This is a genomic window from Cupriavidus sp. H18C1 (assembly GCF_049311595.1).
GTDB classification, from domain to species: Bacteria; Pseudomonadota; Gammaproteobacteria; order Burkholderiales; family Burkholderiaceae; genus Cupriavidus; species Cupriavidus cauae.
On sequence record NZ_CP186008.1, the window covers coordinates 69,676 to 84,220 of the forward strand.

The following is a 14,545-nucleotide window of genomic DNA, read 5'->3' on the forward strand; positions in this document are numbered from 1 at the left end:
GGCGGGGCGCGGGTTGGGGCGCGGGTTGGGGCGCGGGTTGGGGCGAGCCGGACAGCGGTGGCGGCACGCGGGCCGCCACCAGGCTGGCGTCAGTCGCCGCGCAGCAGGTCGTTCAGGCTGGTCTTGGCGCGCGTCTGCGCGTCGACCTTCTTGACGATCACGGCGCAGTACAGGCTGTACTTGCCGTCCTTCGACGGCAGGTTGCCCGCCACCACCACCGAGCCCGCCGGCACGCGGCCGTAGTGGATCTCGCCGGTTTCGCGATCGTAGATCTTGGTCGACTGGCCCAGGTAGACGCCCATCGAGATCACCGAGTTCTCCTCGACGATCACGCCCTCGACGACTTCCGAGCGCGCGCCGATGAAGCAGTTGTCCTCGATGATGACCGGGTTGGCCTGCAGCGGCTCGAGCACGCCGCCGATGCCGACGCCGCCCGACAGGTGCACGTTCTTGCCGATCTGCGCGCACGAACCGACGGTCGCCCAGGTATCGACCATGGTGCCTTCATCGACATAGGCGCCGATGTTGACGTACGAGGGCATCAGCACCGCGTTCTTCGCGATGAACGAGCCGCGGCGGGCCACCGCCGGCGGCACCACGCGAAAGCCGCCCTTGGCGAAGTCCTCGGCCGACCAGCCGGCGAACTTGGTCGGCACCTTGTCGTAGAACTGCGCGAAGCCGCCGGCGGCCATCGGCGCGTTGTCTTCCAGGCGGAACGACAGCAGCACCGCCTTCTTGACCCACTGGTTGACGATCCAGTCCTTGCCTTGCTTCTCGGCCACGCGCAGCGTGCCCGCGTCGAGCTGGCCGATCACCGTGGCCACCGCTTCGCGGATGTCGGCCGGGGCGGACTTGGGCGACAGGCTGGCGCGGTCTTCCCAGGCCTGGTCGATCAGAGCTTGCAGTGCTTGCGTCATATGCGTTTCTTCGCGTGTTGTCGTGGTTGAATTCGTGGCCGCCGCGCATGGTGACGCTCGGCGGCCGATATTGGACCAGATATTGGGGCGGAGATTGCGGCCGATGCCAGGTCGAAGGGATGACTTCGGGCATCGAATCGGGATCGAACCGCGCTCCGGCCGGTTCAGCCGCGGCCCGCCAGGCCCCGGCAGAAGGCGACGATGCGCTCGGCACCCTCGCGGCATTCCTCCGGCGTCGCCACCAGCGCCATCCGCACGCGATTGGCGCCCGGATTGATGCCGTCGGCCTCGCGCGCCAGATAGCTGCCCGGCAGCACGGTCAGGTGCTGCTCGGCATAGAGCCGCGCGGCGAACTCGGTGTCGGTCAGGCCGGTGCGCGAGACGTCCGCCCACAGATAGAAGCCCGCGTCGGGCAGCGCGACGTCCAGCACCTCGGCCAGCATCGGCGTGACCTCGGCGAACTTGGCGACATAGGCGGCGCGGTTCTCGCGCACGTGCGCCTCGTCGTTCCAGGCCGCGACGCTGGCGCTCTGCACCGCCGGATTCATTGCGCCGCCGTGATAGGTGCGATACAGCAGGAAGCGGCCCAGCAGCGCCGCGTCGCCGGCGACGAAACCCGAGCGCAGGCCCGGCACGTTCGAGCGCTTGGACAGGCTGGAGAACATCACCAGCCGCTCGAAGCCGCGGCCCAGCCGGTGCGCCGCCTCCAGCGCGCCCAGCGGCGCCTTGCCCTCGTCGAAATAGATTTCCGGAATAGCACTCGTCGGAGGCGATCACGAAGCCGTGGCGGTCCGACAGCGCGAACAGCTGGCGCCAGTCCTCCAGCGACAGCACCGCGCCGGTCGGATTGCCCGGCGAGCAGACGTAGACCAGCTGCACGCGGGGCCAGACGTCGTCGGCAATGCGGTCGAAGGCGGGCGCGAAATTGCGGGACGGATCGCTGTTGGCGAACACCGGCGTCGCACCGGCCAGCAGCGCGGCGCCCTCGTAGATCTGATAGAAGGGGTTCGGGCACAGCACCAGCGCGCCGGGGCGGGTGCCGTCGACCACGGTCTGGGCGAAGGCGAACAGCGCCTCGCGCGAGCCGGTGACCGGCAGCACCTGGCTGGCGGGGTCGACGCGGGGCAGGCGGTAGCGGCGCTCCAACCAGCCGGCGATGCATTGGCGCAGCGCTTCGGAACCGGCCGTTGTGGGATAATTCGCCAGCCCGCCAAGCGACTCGGCCAGCGCATCGCGGATGAAGCGCGGGGTCGGATGCTTGGGCTCGCCGATGCCGAAACTGATCGGCCGCAGCGCGCCGTTCGGCTCGATTCCCGCAAACAGGGCCTTCAGTTTCTCGAACGGGTAGGGCTGCAGCAAATCGAGACGCGGGTTCATGATGGGTCGAAGGCCTGTCGAAACGCAGCATTATAAGGGACGAGGTAAGGGACGAGGCGTCGCGCCGAGGGACCGGCGGGCCGCAGGCGTTCCGGCCCCGATTCGGGCTCATCCGGCACCATCCGATCCTGCTCGGCCGCGATTGCACCCGATTGGCCCCGCTCGGGCTCCCATATCACCCAGAACCATGTCAGGCGCCGTTTCCCGGGTGCCGCCAGTGTTTTCCATTCCATGAGCCATTCCAACGCCAACGTGCGGCCCGGCGCCTCCCATGCCGATGCCCACGCCGATGCCGATACCGATACCTTCAAGGCTTCCCTGTCGATCCTGCTCGGCGCCTCGGTGTGGGGCATCGCCTGGTATCCGTATCGATTGCTGGCCGCCTGGGGCCTGGGCGGCATGAAGGCTGCGGCGGTGGTCAGCGCGGTCGCCGCCGTGCTGGCGCTGCTGGTGCTGCGGCGGCAATTGCGCGGCCTGCGCTGGTCGTGGCTGTTCGTCGCGATCGCGCTGGCGGCCGGCATCACCAATGCCGGCTTCGTCTGGGGCAGCGTCCATGGCCACGTGATGCGGGTGCTGCTGCTGTTCTATCTGACGCCGGTGTGGACCGTGCTGGTCGCGCGGCTGCTGCTGGGCGAGCGGGTCTCGCCGGCGGGGCTGATGCTGGTCGCGCTGGCGATGTTCGGCGCCGGGCTGATGCTGTGGACGCCGGAAGTCGGCGTGCCGCTGCCGGGCGATGCCGCCGAATGGGCGGGCCTCACCGCCGGCATCGCCTTCGCGTTCAACAACGTGCTGTCGCGCCGCGCGGGCCAGCGCTTTCCCGAGATGGACGCGCGGCTGCGCACGCTGATGGTGTTCGGCGGCGGCACGGTGGTCGGCGGCGTCGCGGCGTTGTGGCTGGACACCGGCGCCGTGGCGATCGCGCCCGAGGCGCGCGTGGCGGCCCCGCTGCTGGTGCTGGGCCTGGCGGCCACGCTGGTGGTCGGCAACGCCATCGTCCAGTACGGGCTGCAGCATCTGCCCGCCAACCGGGTCTCGCTGCTGATGCTGTTCGAGATCGTGGTCGCCGCGGTGTCGTCGTGGTGGCTGGCGACCGAGACGCTGAGCTGGAAGGAGGCGGCCGGCGGCCTGTGCATCGTGGCGGCCGGGGCGCTGTCGGGGCTGGTGCACCGGCGCAGCGGGCCGGCGCGGGCGCCGGCGGCCGAGGGCGCGGGGTGTACCGGCCTGCAGGGGCAGTAAGCGGGCGGCACGACCGCGGCGTGGGGGGTGCCGCCGGATCGCCTCAGGACTGGACCGATGCGGCCCGATATGCCGCCGGATGCCGGCCCGGTGCCGCCCGCACGCCGGCCGGACGCCGCTCGGACACTGCCCCGATGCCGCCCGGACGCCGCCCCGGTGCCGCCCGGACACCGCCCGGACACCGCCCGGACGCCGCCCCGATGCCGCCCCGATGCCGCCCGAACCGGCCGGCAACGACCCCGTAACTGCCGGTAAATCCGGCTGGACGGCGTCACACCGATGGTATGATTAGCGCCAATTTTCGGGCACAAGTGCGCGACGAATGCGGTGCGGGCGGCACGTCCGCGCAGGGCGTCGCGCAGGCTGTCCGGCCTTTCTGGGTGCCGCTCCCGGGCGTGCCTCACCACGGATTCGAACCCATTCAAGACCAACCGTGCGACTGTCCTCGATCAAGCTGGCGGGCTTCAAGTCCTTTGTCGATCCCACCAATTTCCAAGTGCCCGGCCAACTGGTCGGCATCGTCGGTCCCAACGGCTGCGGCAAGTCCAACATCATCGATGCGGTGCGCTGGGTGCTCGGCGAGTCCCGCGCCTCCGAGCTGCGCGGCGAATCGATGCAGGACGTCATCTTCAACGGTTCCACCGCGCGCAAGCCGGCCGGGCGCGCCAGCGTCGAGCTGGTGTTCGACAACGCCGAAGGCCGCGCCGCAGGCCAGTGGAGCCAGTACGCCGAAATCGCCGTCAAGCGGGTGCTGACCCGCGACGGCACCTCGTCCTACTACATCAACAACCAGCCGGTGCGCCGGCGCGACATCCAGGACATCTTCCTGGGCACGGGCCTGGGCCCGCGCGCCTACGCGATCATCGGCCAGGGCATGATCTCGCGGATCATCGAGGCCAAGCCCGACGACATGCGGATCTTCCTCGAGGAAGCGGCCGGCGTGTCGAAGTACAAGGAACGCCGCCGCGAGACCGAGAACCGCCTGTCGGACACGCGCGAGAACCTGACCCGGGTCGAGGACATCCTGCGCGAGCTGTCGGCCAACCTCGACAAGCTCGAGGGCCAGGCCGAAGTGGCGCAGCGCTTCAAGGCGCTGCAGGCCGAGGGCGAGGAGAAGCAGCATCTGCTGTGGCTGCTGCGCAAGCGCGAGGCGCTGGCGGAGCAGGAACGCCATCAGCGCGCGATCGAGCAGGCCCAGATCGACCTGGAAGCGCAGACGGCGCAGCTGCGCCATGTCGAGGCCGAGCTGGAGACGCTGCGCGCCGCGCACTACGCCGCTTCCGACGGCATGCACGCTGCGCAGGGCGCCCTCTACGAGGCCAATACCGAGGTCAGCAAGCTCGAGGCCGAGATCCGCTATGTGGTCGAATCGCGCAACCGCGTGCAGGCGCAGATCGCCGCGCTGACCGCGCAGCGCGAGCAATGGCAGGCCAAGGCCCAGCAGGCGAGCGACGAGCTCGAGCAGGCCGAGGAGGAACTGGCGCTGGCCGAGGGCCGCACCATCGAGGCGCAGCAGGCGGTCGAGCAGCAGAGCGAGGCCCTGCCGACGCTGGAGGCGCAATGGCGCGACGCGCAGGCGCTGCTGAACGAGCAGCGCACCGGCATCATGCAGGCCGAGCAGGCGCTCAAGCTCGAGGCCGCGCATCAGCGCAACGCCGACCAGATGCTGCAGCAGCTGGAGCAGCGCCGCGAACGCCTTTCGGGCGAGGAAAAGGGCCTGGACCGGCCCGACGACGTGCGGCTGGAGGAATTGCGCGCCGAGCTCGCCGAGCACGAGGCGATGCTGGAGGACGCCCAGGCCGCGCTGGCCGAGGCCGAGGACAATCTGCCGCGGCTCGATGCCGAACGCCGCGCCGCGCAGGAGCGCGTGCAACGCGAAGCCGCCGCGATCGCGGCGCTCGAGGCGCGCCTGGCCGCGCTGCGCCAGCTGCAGGAGAACGTGCAGAGCGAAGGCAAGGTCCAGCCGTGGCTGGCCAAGCACGGCCTGGCCGAACTGCCGCGCCTGTGGAAGAAGATCCATATCGAACCGGGCTGGGAAAACGCGCTCGAGTCGGTGCTGCGCGAAAAGCTGGCCGCGCTGGAGGTCTCCAACCTCGACTGGATCAAGGGACTGCTGACCGACGCGCCGCCCGCCAAGCTGGCCTTCTACGCGCCGCCGCCAGCGGCGCGCCCGGGCGAGGCGCCGGCCGGACTGCGTCCGCTGATGTCGCTGCTGCAGATCACCGAGCCCGGCATCCGCGCGGTGATGCAGGACTGGCTGGCCGACGTCTACACCGCCGACGACATGGAGCAGGCGCTGGCCGCACGCGCGAGCCTGCCCGAAGGCGCTACCTTCGTCGTCGCCGAGGGCCACCTGGTCGGCCGCAGCTCGGTGCACCTGTATGCCGCCGACTCCGAGCAGGCCGGCATGCTGGCGCGCGAGCAGGAAATCGAGAATCTGCAGAAGCAGGCGCGCGCGCAGACGCTGCTGGCCGACGAGGCCAAGGCGCAGGCGGTGCGCGCCGAGGCGGCCTATACCGAGGGCAGCCGCAAGCTGGTGGAAGCGCGCGCCGACAGCGAGCGCGTCACGCGACGCGTGCACGGGCTGCAGATGGACGTGCTCAAGCTGTCGCAGGCGATGGAGCGCTACGCCGCGCGCAGCAGCCAGATCCGCGAAGAGCTCGAGGAAATCGCCGCGCAGATCGACGAGCAGCGCGCGCTGAAGGCCGAATCCGAGGCCAACTTCGAGCGGCACGATACCGAGCTGGCCGAGATGCAGGCCGCGCACGAAGACCACCAGATGGCCTACGAAGCGCTGGATGCCAAGCTGTCCGACGCGCGCCAGCAGCTGCGCGATCTGGAACGCGCCGCGCAGGAGGCCGTGTTCGCCGAGCGCAATCTGGCGACCCGCATCGACGAGCTGCGCCGCAATATCCAGGTCGCGGGCGACCAGAGCGAGCGCATCGCCGAATCGCTGGAGAACGCGCGCGCCGAGCTGGAAACGATCAACGAGCAGACCGCGCACACCGGCCTGCAGGAAGCGCTCGAGCTGCGCGCCGAACGCGAGCAGAAGCTGGCGACGGCCCGCATCGAGCTGGACGCGCTGTCGGCGCAGCTGCGCCAGTTCGACGAGCAGCGCCTGGCCGCCGAACGCAGCCTGCAGCCGCTGCGCGATCGCATCACCGAACTGCAGCTCAAGGAGCAGGCCGCGCGTCTGGCGCAGGAGCAGTTCGCCGAGCAGCTGGCCGCGGCCGAGGTCGACGAGGCCGCGCTGGTCGGCAAGCTCAACGGCGACATGAAGCCCTCGTATCTGCAGGGCGAAGTCACGCGCATCAACAACGCGATCAACGCGCTCGGCCCGGTCAACATGGCCGCGCTCGAGGAACTGGCGGCGGCGCGCGAGCGCAAGACCTTCCTCGACGCGCAGTCGGCCGACCTGAACGACGCGATCCAGACGCTGGAAGACGCGATTCACAAGATCGACCAGGAAACGCGCGCGCTGCTGCAGGGCACCTTCGACCAGGTCAACCATCATTTCGGCGAGCTGTTCCCGCAGCTGTTCGGCGGCGGCCAGGCCAAGCTGATCATGACCGGCGAGGAAATCCTCGATGCCGGCGTGCAGGTGATGGCGCAGCCCCCGGGCAAGAAGAATTCGACCATCCATCTGCTGTCGGGCGGCGAAAAGGCACTGACCGCGATCGCGCTGGTGTTCGCGATGTTCCAGCTGAACCCGGCACCGTTCTGTCTGCTGGACGAGGTCGACGCGCCGCTGGACGACGCCAATACCGAGCGCTACGCCAATATGGTCGCGCGCATGTCCGACAAGACGCAGTTCGTCTTCATCTCACACAACAAGATCGCAATGGAAATGGCGCACCAGCTGATCGGCGTCACGATGCAGGAGCAGGGGGTGTCGCGGATCGTCGCCGTCGACATGGATGCGGCCGTTTCGATGGCGGAGGCGGCATGACCGGATCGCTTCGATCGACGCATGGGCCGAAGAACCGGCAGACGTATCGGCTGAAGGATTGGCTGAAGGATCGGCCGACGTCGGCCCTGAACCGCGGAGGGCGCGCGTGATGGACCTGCAAACCGCGCTGGTCGTCGCCGGCATCGTGCTGCTGCTGCTGGTAGTGGCCTACAACCAATGGCAGATCCGCAAGTCGCGCCGGCCGCGCGCGCTGCAACCCGAGGACGACCTGCCGCCGATGCGCGAGCCGGTGGTGGGCGAGGAAATCAAGCCCGAGGTCAGCGCCAAGCTGCACGAGCCGCCGCGTCCCGAAACGATCCAGCGCAAGGAGCCGACGCTGGTGGTGCCGCCGCTCGATGACGACGCGCAGGCGGCGCAGGCCGCGCAGGCTGCCTCGCCGCTGGTGTCCGGCAGCGCCGATGCCGACGAGCTGCTGGCCGAGGAGGTCGCCGATGGCGTCGCGCGCAGCGCGCCGTCCGCCCGGACCCCGGCCCCGCGCAGCGCCCAGGGCACCGATGCCCAGGGCACCGATGCCGGCGAAACGTCCGCGCAAGCGCCCGCATCTTCGTCCGCCGCGCCGTCCGCATCCCAGTCCGCCTCCCAGTCGGCACCGCAAGCAGCGCCGCAAGCAGCGCCGCGGCCCGAGCTCGCCGCCGAGCCCATCGTGGCCGACGGCCAGCCCCGGCCCGCGGTGATCGATCCGCTGATCGACTGCATCGTGCCGCTGCATCTGGAACGCAAGGCCTCCGGTGACCGCATCCTGCCGCTCACCGGGCGCCTGCGCCGCGCCGGCACCAAGCAGGTCCATATCGAGGGCCTGTACGAGCCGGCCAACGCCTGGGAGCCGGTGACCGCCGGCCATCAGTACGAGGACCTGCAGGTCGCGGTGCAGTTGGCCAATCGCGGCGGTCCGCTGAATGCGCTGGAGTTCTCCGAGTTCGTCAACGCGGTCGAGGCCCTGGCCGAATCGCTCGACGCGTCGGCCGAGCTGCCCGACATGAGCGAGACCGTTGCCAATGCGCGCGAGCTCGACGGCTTCGCCGCCGCCTGCGACGTGCAGCTGGGCGTCAACGTGGTGTCCGACGGCGCGCCCTGGTCGGCCGCCTATGTGCAGAACGTCGCCACCCAGGACGGCCTGGTGCTGTCGCGCGACGGCACCCGCTTCACCCGCTACCAGGCCGGCCCCGACGGCATCCAGCGCGCGCTGTTCACGCTGCAGTTCGGCGATACCAACTTCCTGCGCGACGATCTGACGGTCAAGGCGGGCAGCCAGATCACGCTGCTGCTGGACGTGCCGCAGGCATCCCAGGCGGTCAAGCCGCTGAAGACCATGTGCGAGTACGGCGACAGCCTGGCGCAGCGGATGGGCGCGCGACTGGTCGACGACAATCATCGGCCGCTGACCGAGACGTCGTTCGTCGCCATCTTCCAGCAGCTGCAGGCGCTCTACGACAAGCTCGAGGCGCGCGGCATGCCGGCCGGATCGCCGGTGGCGTTGCGCCTGTTCAGCAGCTGACGCGCGGACAGGCACCGGTTTTTCGCCGTCCGCCTTTCGCCGCCACCTTCGCCGCCCGCTTTTTCGTACCGCTCACGCCTCATGCCAGCAAAGAAACACGGCGCTCCCACTTCGGCTGATGCGCCGCGGCCTGCCGCGGCCGATGCAGCCGACACCGCCAATGCGGCCGACGCCGCCAATGCCGCCCGGCCGGACAATTCCGCCGACAAGCCCGACGCCCCGGCCGCGCGCGCGGACTGGCTGCGCGAGCAGCTTGAGCACCACAACTACCAGTATTACGTGCTCGACGCGCCGACCATTCCGGACGCCGAGTACGACGCGCTGTTTCGCGAGCTGCAGGAGCTCGAGGCCGCGCATCCCGAACTGCTGACGCCCGAATCGCCGACCCAGCGCGTCGGCGGCCAGCCCCTGACGGCGTTCGCGACGGTGCGCCACCGGCTGCCGATGCTGTCGCTGAACAACGCCTTCGACGACGACGACGTGATCGGCTTCGATCGCCGCTGCGCGCAGGGCCTGGGCCGCACCGTGGCCGCCGAGGGCGCCGCCGACCTGTTCTCGGCCGCCGATGCGGTCGAATACGCCTGCGAGTTGAAGTTCGACGGCCTGGCGATGTCGCTGCGTTACGAGAACGGCCGGCTGGTGCAGGCCGCCACGCGCGGCGATGGCGAGACCGGCGAGGACGTGACCGCCAATGTGCGCACGATCAAGGCGATTCCGCTGAAGCTGAAGGCCGGCGCGCCCGCGGTGATCGAGGTACGCGGCGAGGTCTTCATGTACCGGCGCGATTTCGACCGCCTCAATGCGCGCCAGGCCGAGGCCGGCGAGAAGACCTTCGTCAATCCGCGCAATGCCGCCGCCGGCAGCCTGCGCCAGCTCGATCCGCGCATCACCGCGCGCCGTCCGCTGTCGTTCTTCGCCTATGGGCTCGGCGAGCTGGATGGCGAGCCACGTCCGGCCACGCACGATGCGCTGCTGGAACGCTTCGCCGCGCTGGGCCTGCCGGTCTGCGCCGAGCGCGCCGTGGTCAAGGGCGCGCAGGGGCTGCTCGACTTCTATCGCGGCGTCGGCAAGAAGCGCGACAGCCTGCCCTACGACATCGACGGCGTGGTCTACAAGGTCAACGCGGTCGAGGAGCAGGAACGCCTGGGCTTCGTCTCGCGGGCGCCGCGCTTCGCACTGGCGCACAAGTTTCCGGCGCAGGAAATGACCACCGTGGTCGAGGACATCGAGGTCCAGGTCGGCCGCACCGGCGCGATCACCCCGGTGGCGCGGCTCGCGCCGGTGTTCGTCGGCGGCGTCACGGTGACCAATGCCACGCTGCACAACGAGGACGAGATCCGCCGCAAGGACGTGCATATCGGCGACACCGTGATCGTGCGCCGCGCCGGCGACGTGATCCCCGAGGTCGTCGCGGTGGTGCCCGAGCGCCGGCCCGCCAATGCGCGGCCCTTCACGATGCCGACCGCATGCCCGGTGTGCGGCTCGCATATCGAGCGGCTGGAGGACGAGGCCATCGCGCGCTGCACCGGCGGGCTGATCTGCGCCGCGCAGCGCAAGCAGGCGCTGCTGCATTTCGCGCAGCGCCGCGCGATGGATATCGAAGGGCTGGGCGAGAAGGTGGTCGACCAGCTGGTCGAGCAGGGCATCGTGCGCACGCCGGCCGACCTGTACAAGCTCGGCGTGGCCAAGCTGGCGGCGCTGGACCGCATGGCCGACAAGTCGGCCAGCAATCTGGTGGCCGCGATCGACGCGTCGCGCGCCACCACGCTGAACCGCTTCATCTTCGCGCTGGGCATCCGCCATGTCGGCGAGGCGACCGCCAAGGACCTGGCCCGGCATTTCGGCAAGCTCGACGGGCTGATGGCGGCCGACGAGGCGGCGCTGCTGGAGGTCAACGACGTCGGCCCGGTGGTCGCGCAGTCGATCGCGCATTTCTTTGCCGAGGCGCACAACGTCGAGGTCATCGAGCAGCTGCGCGCCGCCGGCGTGCACTGGCCCGAGAGCGAGCCCGCCGCGCGCGCGCCCGCGCCGCTGGCGGGCAAGACCTTCGTGCTGACCGGCACCTTGCCGACGCTGTCGCGCGAGGAGGCCAAGGAGAGGCTGGAGGCCGCGGGTGCCAAGGTCGCGGGCTCGGTGTCGAAGAAGACCGACTACGTGGTGGCCGGCGAGGAGGCGGGCAGCAAGCTCGCCAAGGCGCAGGAGTTGGGCGTGCCGGTGCTGGACGAGGCCGGCATGATGGCGCTGCTCGAGGCGCACGGGGCGGCGGGAGGCTGATGGGGCAGGGACGGCGGTCCCTGCCGCTGTCCGGGGACGATCCCAGCGGCGATCCCCAGCGGCGATGTTCGGCGACGATGGCCAGTGACGTGGTCGAATGACGTTGTCCAGTGAGACGGCCGATCGCGGGTCGCCAAAGCAAAGGGGCAGGGCCGAATCCGAAAGAAGCGGCCTGCGCCGCGCGATTAACCTCGCCGGGTTCTTCCACGTCTTCCACCACGACAAGGGGTTCCCATGGGTTCGATCGCCGCCGCACACCACGCGCCATGCCGGGATTGGGTCGCCGTCCGCGTCAAGCTCGAGGGCCTGCGCGAAGGCTTCCAGCGCCAGCCGGCGCAGCGGCATCAGCAAGCCTTCGTGTTTCGCGGCCAGCATTTCCAGCTCGAGTATGTCGCCGACACCAACGCCGGCATCCTGCACAGCATCCGGGCCCACCTGCGCAGCGTCGAGCGGCCCGCCGGACGTCTCGTATGCCGGGTCTCGTCCGCGCCGTCGCAGGCCCGCTGGGCGGACCGCATCCGCCAGGCCCTCGCGAACCTGTTTGCGCCGCTGCTCGACATGTGGGACGGCGACAAGCAGTGGACATTCGGCTGTCCGATGCTGGAATCGCGCGCACAGACGATGCTGCGCTATCTGGCGCCCCATGTGCCGCTCGAGCGCCTGCGCTCGATCAATGTCGACGTCGACAGGATCTTCGCCGCGTGAGCGCGGATTCTGCCCTGGCGCGGGCGCCGGCCGTGGCCGGAAGCGCTGGCTATAATCGACGGAATTTCGGCGGGAACCCGCCGCATGCGGCAGCCGCGGCATGACGCCCGGCTACCCGAGCAGAGGACAAGCAATGATTCGCGACATTCTGAAAATGGGCGACCCCCGGCTGCTGCAGGTCGCGCGCCCGGTCCAGCGCTTCAACACCCCCGAACTTCGCACGCTGATCGAGGACATGTTCGACACGATGGACCATGCCAACGGCGCCGGACTGGCCGCGCCGCAGATCGGCGTGGACCTGCAGGTGGTGATCTTCGGCTTCGAGCGCAACCCGCGCTATCCCGATGCGCCGCAGGTGCCGAAGACGGTGCTGATCAATCCGGAACTGACGCCGCTGTCCGACGAGATGGAAGATGGCTGGGAGGGGTGCCTGTCGGTGCCGGGCCTGCGCGGCATGGTGCCGCGCCATACCAGCCTGCGCTATACCGGCTTCGACCTGATGGGCCAGCGCATCGAGCGCGTCGCCGAGGGCTTCCATGCGCGCGTGGTGCAGCACGAGTGCGACCATCTGCGCGGCATCCTGTACCCGATGCGGGTGAAAGACTTCAGCAAGTTCGGTTTTACCGAGGTGCTGTTTCCCGAGTTGAACGGGGTGCAGTCGGACGACTGAGGCCCCGGGCCGTAGCTCCGGCCCTCGGCCCTTGGTCCTTGGCCCGTCGGCCCCTCGACCCCTGGCGATAGGCAACAGGCGACAGCAAATTGGGATGGGGCCGGGACCGCGCGGTGCGCCGGTCCCGGCAGCGGGCCTCAGAACTTCTCGAACGGCCCCAGGAAGCGCCACTGGCCGACCGGCAGGTCGCCCAGCACGATGCGGCCCATGCGGACGCGTTTGAGTCCCACCACCTTCAGGCCGACCTGCTCGCACATCCGGCGGATCTGCCGTTTCTTCCCTTCGCGCAGCACGAAGCGCAGCTGTTCCTCGTTCTGCCAGCTGACCTTGGCCGGCTTCAGCGGCTCGCCGTCGAGCGACAGGCCGTGGCGCAGCTTGTCCAGCCGCTCGGGGGGAAACACGGCCGAGACATTGCGCTCGACCGGGCCATCGGGCGCATCCTCCCAGACCACCCGCACCAGGTATTCCTTCTCGACGTTCGAGTCCTCTCCGATCAGGTGGCGGGCAATGCGGCCGTCCTGCGTCAGCACCAGCAGGCCGGTCGAATCGATATCGAGGCGTCCGGCCGGGGCCAGACCCTTGTGCTGCCAGGGCGCAAAGCGCTTGCGGGTCGGATCGTTCTCCCACTGGTTCTCGGCCGTGAACAGCGCGGCCGCCGGCTGATAGCCTTCCTCGGCCTGGCCGGAGACATAGCCGACCGGCTTGTGCAGCAGCACCGTGACGCGCTCGCCTTGCTCGGAGCGGGCGGCCTGATGGATCTCGATCGTCGCGTCCGGGCGGATGCGCGTGCCAAGCTCGGTCACGGGCTTGCCGTCGACCAGCACCCAGCCGCGCGGAATCCATTCGTCGGCCTCGCGGCGCGAGCACAGGCCGAGCTCGGACATCCGCTTGGACAGGCGCACCAGGCCGTCGGACTCGTGCGCCGCGCCGGCGGCATGCGCGTTCGACGGCGGGCGGGCCGGGCTGCGGGTTGCGGCGGAGCGGGGCGCGTCGTATGGCGCGGCGTATGGCGCGCCATGTGGCACGTTGCTGTGTGCACGGGCGCCGCCCGGCTTAGGCGCTCGGCCGGTGCCGGCGCCGAAGCCGGAGCGGGCCGGGCGCATGTCGCCGCCCCTCCTGCGGACGGCGGGGACGGTCGCGCGATTCGGCCGATGCCGGCCGCGAAGGACGGTCGCCGCGCTCGGTCGGGCGGGGGGCGCTGACCGCGCTCGGTGCGCTCACTGCGATCGCCCGCGAATTCCCGGCGCGGGCCGGCGCCGGGGCGCGCGCCGCGATCGGTGCGTTCGCCGCGCTCGAAGCGCGGCGGCCGCTCGGTGCGGTCGCCACGCTCGAAACGCTGCGGCCGCTCGGTACGCTCGCCACGCTCGAAACGCTGTGGACGTTCGGTACGGTCGCCACGCTCGAAACGCTGCGGGCGCTCGGTACGCTCGCCACGCTCAAAGCGCTGCGGGCGCTCGCTGCGTTCGCCACGCTCGAAGCGCTGCGGGCGTTCGGCACGCTCGCCGCGTTCGAACCGCGGCGGGCGCTCGGTGCGTTCCCCACGCTCGCTGCGCTCGCCCCAGCGCGCCGGCCGCTCGCGCGCCTCGTCGCCGAAACGGCGCGGTCCGCGCTCCTCGGAGCCGAAACGGCGCGGTCCGCGCTCGTCGCTGCTTGGACGGCGCAGGCCGCGTCCTTCCGGCGCGGGGCGGGCACCGCCTGCCTTGCGCGGCTTGCCGCTGCCCTCGGCGCGTTGCTGCGCGGCGCGCACGCCTTCGGCCACCGTCTGGACGCGGCGCCGGTTCAGGTCCGATACGCGGACCGGCCGGGTGGCGCCGCTCTTGCGCGCCGGACTGGCGGCCGCGGATTTCAGTCCCAAGGTCTTGCGCTTGGGGGAGGGTTGATCGCTCATGGTTTCAATGATG

At 70.3% G+C, this 14,545-nt stretch carries 9 protein-coding genes and 1 pseudogene; 6 read left to right on the forward strand and 4 right to left on the reverse strand.

All coding sequences use genetic code 11. The features are described from left to right. Positions 1 to 89 precede the first annotated feature (89 nt). Positions 90 to 917: a 2,3,4,5-tetrahydropyridine-2,6-dicarboxylate N-succinyltransferase gene (gene dapD / locus OJJOAM_RS00330; RefSeq protein WP_422648519.1), complete on the reverse strand. Its 828-nt coding sequence runs from the start codon at positions 915 to 917 to the stop codon at positions 90 to 92. A 164-nt stretch (positions 918 to 1,081) separates the two neighbouring features. After that, positions 1,082 to 2,294 (reverse strand): annotated as a pseudogene (gene dapC / locus OJJOAM_RS00335) (succinyldiaminopimelate transaminase). 231 nt (positions 2,295 to 2,525) lie between these two features. On the opposite strand from dapC, the gene OJJOAM_RS00340 reads away from it, so the two are divergent. The 6 genes from OJJOAM_RS00340 (at position 2,526) to def (ending at position 12,644) form a co-directional block, all read left to right on the forward strand. Then, a complete protein-coding gene (locus tag OJJOAM_RS00340) occupies positions 2,526 to 3,530 on the forward strand; it encodes a DMT family transporter (RefSeq protein ID WP_422648520.1) in 1,005 nt (334 codons plus the stop codon). Positions 3,531 to 3,963: 433 nt separating this feature from the next. Then, complete coding sequence (gene smc, locus OJJOAM_RS00345; protein WP_422648521.1) at positions 3,964 to 7,479, forward strand: chromosome segregation protein SMC; 3,516 nt, start codon at positions 3,964 to 3,966, stop codon at positions 7,477 to 7,479. A gap of 109 nt (positions 7,480 to 7,588) precedes the next feature. Further along, positions 7,589 to 8,995, forward strand: a complete 1,407-nt coding sequence (locus OJJOAM_RS00350) for a cell division protein ZipA C-terminal FtsZ-binding domain-containing protein (RefSeq protein ID WP_422649628.1) — start codon at positions 7,589 to 7,591, stop codon at positions 8,993 to 8,995. A gap of 81 nt (positions 8,996 to 9,076) precedes the next feature. After that, a complete protein-coding gene (ligA, locus tag OJJOAM_RS00355; RefSeq protein WP_422648522.1) occupies positions 9,077 to 11,269 on the forward strand; it encodes an NAD-dependent DNA ligase LigA in 2,193 nt (730 codons plus the stop codon). 234 nt (positions 11,270 to 11,503) lie between these two features. Beyond that, entirely contained in the window at positions 11,504 to 11,974 is a 471-nt protein-coding gene (locus OJJOAM_RS00360; protein ID WP_422648523.1) for a hypothetical protein, read from the forward strand. 133 nt (positions 11,975 to 12,107) lie between these two features. Then, positions 12,108 to 12,644 carry a peptide deformylase gene (gene def, locus OJJOAM_RS00365; RefSeq protein WP_149319035.1) on the forward strand — a complete coding sequence of 179 codons (537 nt, stop codon included), beginning with the start codon at positions 12,108 to 12,110 and terminating at the stop codon, positions 12,642 to 12,644. A 137-nt stretch (positions 12,645 to 12,781) separates the two neighbouring features. Here the strand turns inward: def and OJJOAM_RS00370 are convergent, their stop codons facing one another. Further along, positions 12,782 to 13,528, reverse strand: a complete 747-nt coding sequence (locus tag OJJOAM_RS00370; RefSeq protein ID WP_422648524.1) for a pseudouridine synthase — start codon at positions 13,526 to 13,528, stop codon at positions 12,782 to 12,784. Further along, positions 13,444 to 14,532: a hypothetical protein gene (locus OJJOAM_RS00375; RefSeq protein WP_422648525.1), complete on the reverse strand. Its 1,089-nt coding sequence runs from the start codon at positions 14,530 to 14,532 to the stop codon at positions 13,444 to 13,446. The genes OJJOAM_RS00370 and OJJOAM_RS00375 overlap by 85 nt, the downstream gene beginning before the upstream one ends. Positions 14,533 to 14,545: the final 13 nt, after the last annotated feature.

Excerpts from the sequence above, each read along its gene's own strand:
- dapD (WP_422648519.1), bottom strand. The coding sequence starts at position 917 with ATGACGCAAGCACTGCAAGCTCTGATCGACCAGGCCTGGGAAGACCGC.
- OJJOAM_RS00340 (WP_422648520.1), top strand. The coding sequence starts at position 2,526 with ATGAGCCATTCCAACGCCAACGTGCGGCCCGGCGCCTCCCATGCCGAT.
- OJJOAM_RS00350 (WP_422649628.1), top strand. The coding sequence starts at position 7,589 with ATGGACCTGCAAACCGCGCTGGTCGTCGCCGGCATCGTGCTGCTGCTG.
- ligA (WP_422648522.1), top strand. The coding sequence starts at position 9,077 with ATGCCAGCAAAGAAACACGGCGCTCCCACTTCGGCTGATGCGCCGCGG.
- OJJOAM_RS00360 (WP_422648523.1), top strand. The coding sequence starts at position 11,504 with ATGGGTTCGATCGCCGCCGCACACCACGCGCCATGCCGGGATTGGGTC.
- def (WP_149319035.1), top strand. The coding sequence starts at position 12,108 with ATGATTCGCGACATTCTGAAAATGGGCGACCCCCGGCTGCTGCAGGTC.
- OJJOAM_RS00370 (WP_422648524.1), bottom strand. The coding sequence starts at position 13,528 with ATGTCCGAGCTCGGCCTGTGCTCGCGCCGCGAGGCCGACGAATGGATT.
- OJJOAM_RS00375 (WP_422648525.1), bottom strand. The coding sequence starts at position 14,532 with ATGAGCGATCAACCCTCCCCCAAGCGCAAGACCTTGGGACTGAAATCC.